The 12,903-nt window shown below is 48.9% G+C and carries 15 protein-coding genes; 7 read left to right on the forward strand and 8 right to left on the reverse strand.

Features of this window, described 5'->3' with window-relative positions; genetic code table 11:
• The first annotated feature begins 105 nt into the window (after positions 1-105).
• From E6Q52_RS04675 to E6Q52_RS04685, 3 genes are all read left to right on the forward strand, one after another.
• Positions 106-2,391: a bifunctional diguanylate cyclase/phosphodiesterase gene (locus E6Q52_RS04675; RefSeq protein WP_292819145.1), complete on the forward strand. Its 2,286-nt coding sequence runs from the start codon at positions 106-108 to the stop codon at positions 2,389-2,391.
• Positions 2,392-2,481: 90 nt separating this feature from the next.
• Positions 2,482-2,721: a hypothetical protein gene (locus E6Q52_RS04680; protein WP_292819148.1), complete on the forward strand. Its 240-nt coding sequence runs from the start codon at positions 2,482-2,484 to the stop codon at positions 2,719-2,721.
• 4 nt (positions 2,722-2,725) lie between these two features.
• On the forward strand, positions 2,726-2,986 hold the full coding sequence (locus tag E6Q52_RS04685; RefSeq protein WP_292819151.1) for a KTSC domain-containing protein: 261 nt from the start codon (positions 2,726-2,728) through the stop codon (positions 2,984-2,986).
• 584 nt (positions 2,987-3,570) lie between these two features.
• Here E6Q52_RS04685 and E6Q52_RS04690 read toward each other — a convergent pair.
• The 3 genes from E6Q52_RS04690 to E6Q52_RS04700 form a co-directional block, all read right to left on the reverse strand.
• Positions 3,571-4,062, reverse strand: coding sequence for a YgjP-like metallopeptidase domain-containing protein (locus tag E6Q52_RS04690; protein WP_292819155.1), 492 nt, complete (start codon positions 4,060-4,062; stop codon positions 3,571-3,573).
• A 28-nt stretch (positions 4,063-4,090) separates the two neighbouring features.
• On the reverse strand, positions 4,091-4,531 hold the full coding sequence (locus E6Q52_RS04695) for a metal-dependent hydrolase (protein WP_292819158.1): 441 nt from the start codon (positions 4,529-4,531) through the stop codon (positions 4,091-4,093).
• 162 nt (positions 4,532-4,693) lie between these two features.
• Complete coding sequence (locus E6Q52_RS04700; RefSeq protein ID WP_292819161.1) at positions 4,694-6,514, reverse strand: alpha-amylase family glycosyl hydrolase; 1,821 nt, start codon at positions 6,512-6,514, stop codon at positions 4,694-4,696.
• A 205-nt stretch (positions 6,515-6,719) separates the two neighbouring features.
• Between E6Q52_RS04700 and E6Q52_RS04705 the strand changes: the two genes are divergently transcribed.
• Together E6Q52_RS04705 and E6Q52_RS04710 are read left to right on the forward strand one after the other, a co-directional pair.
• Entirely contained in the window at positions 6,720-7,583 is an 864-nt protein-coding gene (locus tag E6Q52_RS04705) for a bestrophin family protein (protein WP_292819164.1), read from the forward strand.
• A gap of 25 nt (positions 7,584-7,608) precedes the next feature.
• Positions 7,609-7,845: a DUF2789 domain-containing protein gene (locus E6Q52_RS04710; protein WP_292819167.1), complete on the forward strand. Its 237-nt coding sequence runs from the start codon at positions 7,609-7,611 to the stop codon at positions 7,843-7,845.
• Positions 7,846-7,912: 67 nt separating this feature from the next.
• Here E6Q52_RS04710 and E6Q52_RS04715 read toward each other — a convergent pair whose 3' ends face one another.
• Both E6Q52_RS04715 and E6Q52_RS04720 read right to left on the reverse strand, forming a co-directional pair.
• Complete coding sequence (locus E6Q52_RS04715; RefSeq protein ID WP_292819170.1) at positions 7,913-8,365, reverse strand: DoxX family protein; 453 nt, start codon at positions 8,363-8,365, stop codon at positions 7,913-7,915.
• A gap of 12 nt (positions 8,366-8,377) precedes the next feature.
• The gene (locus tag E6Q52_RS04720; RefSeq protein ID WP_292819174.1) at positions 8,378-10,021 is read right to left on the reverse strand and encodes a DUF692 family multinuclear iron-containing protein; all 1,644 of its coding nucleotides are present in this window, start codon (positions 10,019-10,021) and stop codon (positions 8,378-8,380) included.
• A 28-nt stretch (positions 10,022-10,049) separates the two neighbouring features.
• On the opposite strand from E6Q52_RS04720, the gene E6Q52_RS04725 reads away from it, so the two are divergent.
• Together E6Q52_RS04725 and E6Q52_RS04730 are read left to right on the forward strand one after the other, a co-directional pair.
• Positions 10,050-10,289 carry a hypothetical protein gene (locus tag E6Q52_RS04725; RefSeq protein WP_292819177.1) on the forward strand — a complete coding sequence of 80 codons (240 nt, stop codon included), beginning with the start codon at positions 10,050-10,052 and terminating at the stop codon, positions 10,287-10,289.
• A 279-nt stretch (positions 10,290-10,568) separates the two neighbouring features.
• Entirely contained in the window at positions 10,569-11,894 is a 1,326-nt protein-coding gene (locus E6Q52_RS04730; protein WP_292819180.1) for a M48 family metallopeptidase, read from the forward strand.
• A gap of 33 nt (positions 11,895-11,927) precedes the next feature.
• On the opposite strand, the gene E6Q52_RS04735 is transcribed toward E6Q52_RS04730, so the two are convergent.
• From E6Q52_RS04735 to E6Q52_RS04745, 3 genes are read right to left on the reverse strand one after another with little or no spacing between them, the layout of a single operon-like run.
• Entirely contained in the window at positions 11,928-12,113 is a 186-nt protein-coding gene (locus tag E6Q52_RS04735) for a hypothetical protein (RefSeq protein ID WP_292819182.1), read from the reverse strand.
• A gap of 35 nt (positions 12,114-12,148) precedes the next feature.
• A complete protein-coding gene (locus tag E6Q52_RS04740; protein ID WP_292819184.1) occupies positions 12,149-12,385 on the reverse strand; it encodes a toxin-antitoxin system HicB family antitoxin in 237 nt (78 codons plus the stop codon).
• A 1-nt stretch (position 12,386) separates the two neighbouring features.
• Positions 12,387-12,791 carry a putative toxin-antitoxin system toxin component, PIN family gene (locus E6Q52_RS04745; RefSeq protein ID WP_292819187.1) on the reverse strand — a complete coding sequence of 135 codons (405 nt, stop codon included), beginning with the start codon at positions 12,789-12,791 and terminating at the stop codon, positions 12,387-12,389.
• Positions 12,792-12,903 lie beyond the last annotated feature (112 nt).

The raw sequence follows: 12,903 nt of genomic DNA on the forward strand, positions 1-12,903 counted from the left end.
AACTTCAACATTAAAAAACACATATTTACATATGTTATAAAAGCAGTGTTTAATAGCGGCTCCTATGCTTTCTATTTAATTGCGCCCCCATCAGCCGGAGTCATTATGTCGCCGTTTTTGGCAGCCCTGAAGTTAGACTGGAGGATGTTCTGGCTGCTAGGCCTGCTCGCGGCTAGTTGCCTGCCCCTGCTGAGCCCCCTGGGGCTTAGAGATAGCTGGTATTTTTTAATTGCCTGCTCAAGTGCCGGAGTCATCTGGCTAGGCATTGGGCAACAAGGCCCGCGTCCAATCCAGCCATGGCGACAGTTTGCCATCGCCATCAGCGCGCAATGCCTGGGTGGGCTCATCGAGGCCAATACAGATGTCAGCGGTGCGTTTGGCATGCACTTGTCGCTCGCCGACATGTGCTTGCTCAGCGGGCATCTGGCCATGATGAGTAGCTTGTGGCAGTTAGCTTGCTACCAGCAGCCACAATTTCCGCGTCACGGTTTTTTTCAAGGCTGGATACTGGCCACCAGCTTAATGCTGATTGGCTGGCAGTTCCTGTTTTTACCCACCATTCTGCATCACGGCTTTTCGTTAGACCGACCACAGATCTTTCGCATGCTATACCCCTGCCTCTCATTTATAGAAATAGGCATGCTGCTATGGCTTTGGACCAGTAGTGCCGCTTATGCCTCACGGGTCTTTATCCAGTTATGCCTGGGCATTCTCTCTTTTGCGATCGGGGAGTGTGTTTTTCACGGCACCAGCAATAGCCTGGCCGTCCCTAGTGATCTCAATCTGCTGTTCTGGCTCATGGCTTATGTGAATTTTGCCAGCGTCGCGTTACACCCTGACCTGGCGCAACTCAGCCAACCGCGTGCCAGTGAACATGGCCGTCATGCCAATCATATTCTGACGCTATTGCTCCCGCTGGCACTGCTGTTTCCAGTGGCCTTGCTGCTACGCTATTTTCAAGCCTTGCACCCGGCCACTGTCGGCATTTTAGTGGGATTTTTTATTGTGTTTATCATTGGCTGGTTTCAACTCAGAGGCACCATGCAGCACATCATAGAGGTCAAGCAGCAACTGGAAAAACAAAATCGCACCGACTACCTCACCGGCGTTCCTAATCGCAATTACCTTGAACAAGTGGTCGAAAACAGCATTTATACCGCGCGCAAACCGCTACCGCATAGCTTCAATGCCATGTTACTGATGGACATTGATGGCTTTAAAGCCTTTAACAATATTTTTGGCTTTGGCCTGGGTGATCTTATTTTAAAAGCTGTCGCTAAAAGGCTTTATCATGATAGCCAGGTGCACGGCGACCACTTTGCCCGCGTCGACGGTGATGAGTTTATTTTACTGATGCTCAATGTGCCGGAAAAAGCCATGGTAGAGCAACAAGCCTGGCATATTCACCAACTGCTGGAACAACCGTTTATGGTCAATGGCCTCACCACCAAAGTCAGCTGTAGCATAGGCATCTCCATCGCAGCTTCTTTTTCCAAACATACGTTTGCCAACATGCAACGCGAAAGTGAGCGTGCACTCTTGTGGGCGAAAGAGAGCCAGTCGCAAGTCGAATGCTACCTGGCGATGCGTGATAAAACCGATGATAAAAGCTGGGTCATCAACGAATTCAGGCAAGCCATTCAGCAGCAGCAAATTGTGGTTTACTACCAGCCAAAAGTACATTTAGCGACGCAAACCGTCATAGGGGTAGAGGCGCTGGTACGCTGGCAACATCCGCGACGGGGCTTGATTATGCCAGGCGAGTTTGTGCCGCAGATTGAAAACACCGACCTCATCCACACGCTGTTCAAATGGGTGCTCAATGAATCGACCCGGCAGTGGCAACGCTGGCATCAACAGCAGCTGGATTTGACCATCGCGGTGAACGTCACGGCACGTGACCTGATGAACTTTGACCTGGTCAAAGAGATGCAACAGGCACTGGAAAAACATGGCATGCCTGCGCACAGAATAGAGGTCGAAATTACCGAGTCCAGCGCACTCGCGGATCCCAGACGCGTTAAGCAGTTGCTGTCAGGCCTGATTGCGCTAGGCATCAAAATCAGTATCGATGATTATGGCACCGGCTACAGCTCCCTGCTTTACCTGCAACAACTGTCTTTGCACTACCTGAAAATCGACCAGCAATTTATCCGCGAAATGCATCAGGATGCTTCCAGCCTGGCGATTGTGCGCTCCACGCTGGAGCTAGCAAAAAACCTCAATATAGAAGTCATCGCCGAGGGCATACAGGCGGTTGTCAGCTTGGAGCAACTTAAAGCCATGCGCTGTTATGGCGCACAGGGCTTTTTATTCTCGGCGCCCATGCCCGCCAGTGAAATCCCTGCCATTGTCCAGCGCATAGAAGCCACGCGCTATGAACTCGACTAAAGAAACTGACTCAAACCATCACACCCATTAAATGGATGGCAAAATTAGTTTAATATGCGGTTAGTCATCGCCACAACGGCAGGAGTTGGTATGTTTGCAATTAAAAAATGGATCTGGACACAATGGCAACAACTGCGGGGCGCCGACCGCGCCTATGCTAAATACCTGGCGCATTTTCAACATTACCAGACACAAGTGGTGGATGACGCGCTGCAGCAATCGCTCAACATACAGCCCATGAGCAAAGAGGCGTTTTTAAAAGCCTGGCAACACAAGGGCTTGAAGCCCGCCGGTAAATCCTGCGGTTGTAAAACGGGTGGCTGCTGCTAGCGTCATGGACAAACGCCGCATCCACTCTGGCAAACTGCGCGCGATTGGTTACGATGCACAAACACGGACTTTAAGCGTAGAACTTGAAGATGGCAGCGCACTGGCATATGCCAACGTCGGCGAAAGTATTTGGCGTACCCTCAAAAATGCCAGCAGCCCGTGGAGCTATTACCGCGACAATATTGCAGAAGAATTCACGGCCAGCCGCGTTGCCAGCAAGCCAGCATCCAACGGTAAAAATCCGCTAGATGACTTATTTGGCTAGACGACTGGCGTCGCGGGGGGATTCAAGACCTGCCACAACAAATACACGCGGCAATCAAACTCATACTGCATATAGTTAGGCTCCATATGCAAACACAACTGGTAAAACGCCTTGTCGTGATCGCGCTCTTTTAAGTGCGCTTGTTTACTTACAAGTGGGCATCAAATGGACACATCAACATTGAAAAAAATCAATGCTTTAGACTTTCGGTGGGTGTCCATCAGACTCGACTCAAATATGGACAATTCAAATTGCAAATGTCCATTTCAAAGTCTATCCTTTGGTTCAAATTACTATACAGAATTAGATTTATTTAAACACAACATTAAGAAATATAATTACTTTTGCGCATAAAGAATTAAGTGATTTTGTAGTTATGGCCCAGTTTTTCTGGGCCTTTATGAGTTTAATAAGCTCTGAAAAAAGCTAAAGCTCAGTTACTAAATACCCCACCATCATCTTAAGCAATAGGTATTTAAAGCTGCTTAAAAATTAACTTTAGAAGTTTAATTTTTTACAAACTGCAATTTCATAACTACAAAATGGTGGCTTCTGGACCTTATCAAGATTCTAGCTTTATCTGCTCACGAGAGATCTCGCCAAGTTAACCAAACCCGCAAATCAAACTCCAACTGGTGATAGTCCGGCTCCATATGACAACACAGTTTGTAAAATGCTTTGTTATGGTCCTTTTCTTTCAAATGCGAGAGCTCGTGTATCACGATCACCCTTAAAAATGCCTCTGGTGTCTCACGAAAAAGCGCGGCAATATGAATTTCATTTTTACTTTTGAGCTTACCGCCTTGCACTCGCGATACGAATGTATTGGTGCCAAGTGTACCTTTCATGGGGTGCTGCTGACTGTCATATGCTACTTTGGCCAAAACTGACGAGTTTTTGATGTACTGCTGTTTGATATCTGTTACGTACTGATAAAGCGCCTTGTCAGTTTGTATATCGTGGCGAGATGAATACTTGTGCTTTAGCCAGTCGCCAAGTTGATCTTGCTCCAGCAAATCTTCGATGCGTGCGATAAGTTCGGCAGGATAACCATTGAGGTAAGGAAGTTTGGTCATGGCATGCTATAGCGAGTATTTTAATAGACTAATTATGTCCATTTTTTGTTAACTTGAGCATTCTGGTACAAGATGAATTACTTGTGAGTACCAGCTCATGCACCACAATCATCTGCAAAAATTCCAGTGGCGCTGCTTTAAAAAATGCCGAAATACGGATTTCTTTTTTGGCCTTGAGTTTGCCGCCTTGCACGCGTGAAATGGCGGTGTTCAGGCCCAAGGTCTGCTTTTCAATGGTCAGTTTGTTGTCAAAATACACCTTATCGAGCAAGGGGGCGTTTTTTAAATAGCGCTGCTTGAGCGCCGTGCAAAAATCATACAAAGCCTTATCACTTTGTATCACGTGCATCTGCGGATAACGTTGCTGAATATAAGCCCCCAGCTGCCCTTGCGCATGCAAGTGCGTTATTTGCGCGCGCACATGGGCAGGATAACCAGGAAGGTATTGTTGAATCAGTGTTGCAGACATGCCACCATTTTAAAGAGCGGCTCTCATTCAAACAAGCTGCGCTTACATAGCTTATTTAACGTGCATAGCATATTCAACTGGCACATCTCATTTAACAGCTAATTTAAAAGATCGCCTGCGGCGTTAAGCGTAGCGTTAAATTTGTCGCCACTGGCCCCGGCATTACTTTTCCCGGGTGTAGATCAGGCAACTATAAGCGCCAATGGTCACCGCCGCTGAGAACGTATAGCCGTCACGCGCTTCGGCATTGGCGGTGATATCGCCGGACACGGTGGCATCCAGTTGGTCGTTATACAGCGTTGCATCGCTATTAAAACGTAAGGTCCACGTCCCTGCCTGCGGCAAGCCAATCACATAATTGTCCTTGCGGCCCTCAGCAAAGTTAAACACCACAATCACGTCGTCGCCAGCGCCACCCTCTTGCCAGCGGTGCATCGCAATCAGTTTGTCAGTATCGTTGACGTGATACACCGCCGTGTGTTGCCCACTGAGGCCAGCCGAGTGGCCCCCTTGGTTTAAGCGCAGGCCGATCAAATCGCGGTAAAGCGTGGTGATATCGGCATAGCCTTCAGCGCGCTGCCAGTCAATCGGTCTATCGTCACGAAACCATTGGTCACGCAAGAATTCCTGGCCCTGAAACAGCATGGGGATACCAGGCGCCGTCATCACCAGCGCAGCGCCCAGGCAAGAGCGCTTGATGGCATAACGGCCCGGTTGTTCACTGGGGTCAATTTCTGACACCAGTCGTTGTTTGCCGTTGGCCACTTCGTCGTGCGACTCGGTATAGACCACACGCTGAAAGGCATCGTCGTTATAGCGCTGGAGCAAGGCATCACGCACCGCAGGCATGGCGCGATTGGTATCGTCGACCTCAATCAGGGCAGCTCTCACCGGGTGCACAAACGCCGCATCCCACTGGCTGCTAAAGTGCGCGCCGCCATCTTCATGTTTCAAGGTCAGTGCAGCGCTATTTTGTAAATCTTCGGCAATGGTGATTTTGCCTGGGTAGCGCCGCTGCACTTCGCTATTAATCCACTGCAGCAAACTCCAGCCCTCAACAATCATGTCTTGGGCGCTGGCCTCCACGCTGCGGATATACAAAGTCATGTCATAGCGCAAGCCATCAGCGTGGTAATCCTCTAACCACATCATGGCATTATCAAAAATATATTGGCGCACCTCACCGCGGCCATAGTCGGGCCGCGTATCGCCCCACGGCGTTGTCGAGCGCCAGTCGTTATAAAAATAAATGCCGCCTTTACCGTTCTCCTGCCAGCCATCAAACTGCCACAAGCTGATGTCAGACGGCCCAAAATGGTTGTACACCACATCCACAATCACGGCGATGCCCAAGTCATGCGCAGCAGCAATAAAGCGCTTAAACGCCTCAGGCCCGCCATAAGCGCCCTCAACCGCAAAAGGATGCGCCGGGTTATAGCCCCACGAATAATCCCCGGCAAACTCGGCAACCGGCATCACCTCCACCGCGTTGATGCCTAGCGTTTTCAAGTACGGCAAGCGTTCAATCGCCGTATCAAAAGTGCCCAGCGCCTCTGCGTGCGCGTTAAACGTGCCAATGTGCAATTCGTAAATCACCAGCTGGTGCCAGGGCGGCATCTTGAAGTCTGGTGCAGGCTGCGAAAACAAATCGGGCGCACATACCACCGCATTGCCTGCCGAATGGGTCACCATTCTGGCATAAGGGTCTATGCGCTGCAGTTGCTGCTCACCATTGATCAAATGATATTGATATTCATCGCCGGGCTTGGCATGCGCGAGGTCTGCATACCAGTAACCGTTGCCTTCGTTCACACACAGATCAACGCCCGCCTGCCAATCATTAAAGCTGCCGATCAACGAGACCTGCTCAGCATGCGGCGCCCACACCCGGAAAGCCACGCCCTTGTCATGCGCAATCGCGCCCATGCCTGGCCGAGCGCCAATCTCAGCGGCTGTTTGTGATACGCGATTGGTAGAATCCATGAAATATCCTCTGCAAAAATCAATCAATACGGTCGGCACAGTATGGGCGAGTGGCCGGATGATGGAGAGATTATATAAAAATGCATCGGCGGCCTCATAGACGATGCATTCTGACAATGTTGTCAGTATCGTCTGTCATCGGCAGCCGCCTTCAGGCCACACACCTCATGTTAAACTTAGCCTCAGTATCCAACAGGCAATCCTCATGATTCAATACAATCCCAAAGACTGGCTCACCTTTATCTTTCGTTTTCACGAGTCCGACACCTTCCGCCAGCTGATGCCCATGATGGTGCTCATCGGCGCCTATGCCGGCGGTATTGCCTATCTTGAAATTGAATATTGGAAACTGGCCGACAGCAGCCATGTGAAGAACCTGTCTTTAATCCACACCACGGTTGGTTTTGTGCTGTCGTTATTGCTGGCCTATCGCACCAACACCGCTTACGACCGCTGGTGGGAGGGCCGCAAAGCCTGGGGCGCGCTGGTGAACAACAGCCGCAACCTGTCGATGAAGCTATCGGCTTACTTATCGGACGAAAGCGATCGAGACTTTTTTAAAAAAATCATCCCGACTTACGCCTCGGTATTGTCCCAGCATTTAATGAATGCAGACGTCAGCAACATGCTGTTTGAAGGCCTTGATTTAGACATCGACCACCACGAGCACCATCCTAACCAGATCGCCCAACGCATCTTTCACAAAGCCAACGAGCTCTACACCAGCGGCAAAATTACTGGCGACCAATTTTTTATTATTCACGAAGAGCTTAAATCGTTTACCGACGTCTGCGGAATCTGCGAACGCATTAAAAATACGCCCATCCCCTATTCATACAGTGCGTTTATTAAAAAATTCATCTTCTTTTATGTGATGACCTTGCCGTTTGGCTTTGTGTTCAGCCTGGGCTATTACGTGATCCCCGTCGTGGTCTTTATTTTTTACGTCTTAGCCAGTCTGGAACTCATCGCCGAAGAAATTGAAGACCCGTTTGGCACCGATACCAACGATTTGCCGACGCCCAAAATGGCGGCCAATATTAAAAAGCACGTGGAAGAATTACTTTGAAAGTACACCTTTAGGAGTCAGCCTGATGGAATCCTCACTACACACACTCAACAACCTATTTGCCCAACTTGGCTTGCCGAATAGTAATGACGAGATCGAAAGTTTTATTCAAACGCATAGTCACTTGGCGGGCACGATTTCACTGGCTGACGCGCCTTATTGGACGCCCGCCCAAGCCGCCTTTTTGCGCGAAGAAATATTAAAAGATGCAGATTGGGCGGAGGTGATAGACCAGCTCAATGCACGTTTGCATGCTAAATAAGCGCAGCGCCTGCCTGAGCAGGCTGCTGCGCATGCAGTGCTTATTTTAGGCGCTATCGTTTAGGCTCTTAGCGTTTAGGAGCCAGGCGCTCGAGAAAATAATCCAGCGAGGCCTTACCTGCGCCGCTAATCGCCAGCCAGGTAAACACGGCAAAATAAGTCGCCTCTTCAAAGCCGAGCAGGGTTTCTAAAGAATCAATATCCGCCAGCTTGGCCGAAATAATGGCGACCACCATCACCACGGCCAGGCCGCCGCCACAGATTCTGGTCATCAAGCCCAGCATCAAACCCAGCCCGCCTAAAAACTCCCAGCCAGACACAAATGGCGTCAGCAATTCCGGGTAAGGGATGCCCCAGCCTCTAAAATTTTCTATCATGGCAGGCAAGTTCATCAGCTTGCCCCAGCCAGTGAGCATAAACGTGTAGCCAACCACAATGCGCGCGATCAACGGGCCCGCCCATGAAAAATGTGCCGCGATGCGTTTTGGCCACCAGATCAATAAGTTTAAAACTGTGTGCATGTGTACTCCCCTTTATGTGTCGTGTTGAGATGCCAATAAGCCATTGCGCATCCATTTTGAAAAATAAACCGTGATATTGTGATGCTCGGATTCATCGACGTCCGCCAACACCTCACCGATAGTCGCGCCGCTAAAAATACGCGATAACAATGCAAACTCGTTTGCCTCCAGCGGCATGCGCCACACCACATCCTCATGCCGGAACACCGCCAGGTAAACCGGCGCCTTACTAGGCAGCACATCGGCCTCGCCATCCATCACCGTCTGATAATAGGCATTCACCTGATGGTCAAACTGCAGTAGTCGCAGTGCTTGCCGTGGAGACAGTGTTAAATCAAGAATGCTCTCTACGGTCAGCCCTTGCAGATGGGATTCATTTAGCGCTTCGGTTTCTGCCGGGTCGGTCATTTGCGCCACGGTGGTTTCTAACTGACACAAGGCATGCGCAAAGGCATCGTCAGGCAATGCCTGTTGAATAAACGCAGGGAGCTTGAGCGCAAAGCGGCCAATATTAAAGTGGTCTGGCAACACCTCGGCCACAAACGCCCACATCAGGTCAGCAAACGCTTGCTCTGTCAGGTAATGCTTGAGCACCGGATAATCTTCCGCCACCACATCATACAAACGGTAGCGGTATGCATTGGCATACACCGACAACTGCTCGTGTGGCGCAAACGCATGTTTGGCGCGTATCCATTGCTCGGGGGCGCTGTCAAACCGGCTGCCCAGCGTCACCGCCTGCTGCATCTGGGTTTGCGCCGCGAGTAGTGGCATGTCAGGCGTGTCCAACACCACGCTGCCTGCCTGCGCTAGCTGCGGCAGGGTAAACTCGCTAGCGTGCTGCGCTGCCGTTTTGGCTTTATCCAGCTCGGCAAGCAACACCGGAAAATCGGGGATGCGGTCATCCCACTCAATCATGGTATTGGGCACACGCCCGGCACGGTGCACCACATATTTGTAGAGGTTCCACACATCATCTATCACATGGTCATCATGGGTATCGACAATATGGTTGCCTTTATTGCTGTGCCCGGATAAATGCACCTGTATCACGCGGTCCAAAGGCAGCGCGTCAAGATAGGTTTGCGCGTCCAGCCGGTGGTTATAACAGGTCACATAGACATTATTCACATCCAGCAGCAAATGGCAGTCGGCCTCGTTGGCCATGGCGGCCATAAACGTCGCCTCGGCAATAGTGGAGTGCTTAAACTCCAAGTAGGTCGACGGATTTTCCAGAGCGATTCTGCGGCCCAGGCGGTCTTGTACTTGCTTAATCCGCTGCACCAGATGCTTCAGTGATTCTTCGGTGTAAGGCAGCGGCAGCAAGTCGTGCGTGTTTTTGTGCGCCACACCCGTCCAACACAAATGGTCAGAAATCCAGGCCGGATTCACCCAGTCAATCAGCGCTTTCAGTTTTGTAAGATATTCGGAATTTAACGGGTCCACACTGCCGATCGACATGGAAACCCCGTGCATCACGAGCGGATACAACTCTTTGATGCGCGCCAGATTGCGTTTAGGCTTGCCATCGGTATCCATAAAGTTCTCAGAAATAATCTCAAACCAGTCAACCTCAGGTTGATGTTCAAAAATAGTTGGGTAGTGCTGGGGTCGCAACCCAAGCCCAAAACCGAGAGATGGCGTGTCTAAAGACATTTAAAAATCCTCTCAAAAAAGCAGGGCCATGCCTGCTTTTTTGATACTGGTTGAAATCGCTTCTAAATTACTTGCTACCGTCAGTGGCGCAAGAACCATGGCCTTTACATGTATTTTTGCCATCGCCACCATTGCCTTTGCAAGAGTTTTGGCCTTTACACGCATGCTTCTCTTTGCCATCCGCAGTTTTGCAATTGGCCTTTTCCATCTTGGCGTTATCTTTGCCATTGCAGCTAGACTTACTATCCTCACCGGCAAAAGCTGGTGAAGCGGTCATCACAGAAGCAGTGAACAGGCCCAAAAGTGCAGCGGCGGCTAATTTGTTAGTAGTTTTCATCATATGTCCTTAAAGTAACGATCAAAAAGTGAATCAGTAAATGTGTACTGCAATGCTTAGTCTGGCGATATAAAAGCGCCTTACAATTATTTTTTAATTATTTTGAAATAGGTTTTGCAAACAGGTCGCAAACACTGATAGTGACTGCATAGATTGAATTTCAATCAGATTTAGTTATAGTTGTAAAAAAATGCTGATAAGGCTTAAAAAATGAAAGCAATTTTAATCGGGTGTCTGCTTGGTTTATCCCTACTACTGTCGGGCTGCGTCACCAACAATATGACTGGTAGATCGCAACTAATGATTGTGTCTGAAGATGCGGCCATCAATAAAAGTTCGTCGTTGTATAGCTCGATGATTGACGCTTACGATAAAGAAAAGAAACTCAGTGGTGACGTGGAGACCAATCAGCGTGTGCAAAAAATCACTAACCGACTGGTAGAACGTGCCGTGTTGTATAAGCCAGAATCGCAAAAATGGAAGTGGCAAGTCAATGTGGTAGTGTCAGAGGAGATTAATGCGTTTTGCATGGCTGGCGGCAAAATGGCGGTGTATACCGGCTTGCTAGAAAAAGTGAAACCGACAGACGACGAGCTAGCACAGGTCATGGGCCACGAAATTGCGCACGCACTGGCTAACCATACCGCAGAAAAAATGTCGGTGGACATTCTGACCAAAATCGCCGTCGCCACCGTCACCGTGGCTGTTGCTGCATCAAGCAACGGCACACAACAACAAAATAACAACAATGTGCAAACCGCCAATCAGTTAGCCATTCTGGCTGGCGGTGCTTTTGTCACGCTACCCAACAGCCGTGGCGCAGAAACCGAGGCAGATAAACTGGGTATCGAAATTGCAGCGCAAGCGGGCTACAACCCGGCGGCCTCAGTCACACTGTGGGAAAAAATGATGGAAGCCACCGGCAACAAAAGTAAAGGCGACTTTTTAAGCACACACCCATCACCGCCCAATCGCATCGAAGCATTAAAAGCGCTGCAAGAACCCATGCTAAAAATTTATGAGCAACGGTTGCCGGTGTATGCCGACTACACACCCGAGTACACCTATGTGCGCACCGCCAAAAATGACTGGCTGGAAAATTCATCTAACGTGAGGGTGATTGAAGAAGGCAAATCCAGCCTGGCGGATCCGCCGACAATAGACGCAGCCAAAGCCATCGCCTTTTACTCCAGCGATTTTGAAGCGTTTAAGGCAGGCACGCTAGAAATGAAATGTGAAACCTGTGGGCTTAAGTTTTACATGAATCAAAGCGATTTAAAAACGCTGCATAGCAAACAAGACTGGCGCGGCCTGGTGCATAAAGTCGTAAACATCAACTATATGTTTGACCTCTCCTATTACTATCTGGCCCAAGCCGCATACGGCATGCAGAATCATCTAGCGGGTGATCTATACATGTCAAAAGCTAAAGACTTGGCAAAAACCGACAAATACGCCTGTGCCACGGCCAAGATGAATAAATGCGGGGAGATTAAAATCAGCGAAAAGGTTGAGGTACAAACAGTTAATAATTAATGACTGCGCAAGAAGTCAGTTTCCGTGTTTTTGTCACAAAGCGTTATGGGATTGCAGCACCTCAGCAGCAATCTCAGAAATACCTTTATCAGACACCTCACCGCGACTTATCTCTGCTGCACGAGTAGTCAAGACTGACCTCAGCTCAGCAAAGCCATCTTCATCGCCATCGCCCGTTACTTGATGTTGATCAGTCATATCCATCGTCAATCTGCTCATGATAGGTCTTTTTTAAAAGACCCAGCGCCTGTGATTTACTTCCGATCAAATGCTTGAGGCTCTACATCTGGCACGTTAGCGAGTACGGTCTCAAACTGGGTTTTTGAGGCACGACTGGCGCGTTCTTGAATGTATTTTTCTGTCGTTAAGGCAGACACTTTTTCTGCCACAGCCGAGGCGATAAACTGATTAATCGAGATAGAGTCTTCCGCCGCAACTGTTTTAACGACTTGGTGCAGTGAGTCAGGCAATCGAATACTTAATACGCTCATTTTAAAATCCTTTCTGCAATAGTTCGGCGGGTGTGAACACTTTAATGCCAAACTGGCTGGCTAGGCCAAAATCTCTCACATTCCAAGTAATAATGCTGGCGTTTGATTTCACGGCCAACTCAAGAATGTGGTCGTCTTTAGGGTCTTTCAACATGGGTCGCCACAAATAAAAAATTTGGTGTGCCGTGCCAACCAGGCAAATGTAATCAATTAAGCTTTCGCAGTCTTGCGCTCGCTCCGCTTCAATTTCCCGTTTTAATATCGACTCATACTCAAACACTAAAGGGGTTGATATATTCATACGCCAATGACTACCATCTATCATAGATAACAGCTTGAATGAATTGCCATTTCTGGACTTCATTGCAGCTACCAGCACATTCGTATCAATAATGATGTCAATCATTTTGATATTATAAGCAATACCAAAACCATGTCAATCAACCATATTTGTGAGGTATCATTTGAATGCTGGGAATGCGCTTATACTTCCGAATGCTGTCATAAACATCATCAAT

The organism is Methylophilus sp. (assembly GCF_008015755.1).
Taxonomy (GTDB): domain Bacteria; phylum Pseudomonadota; class Gammaproteobacteria; order Burkholderiales; family Methylophilaceae; genus Methylophilus.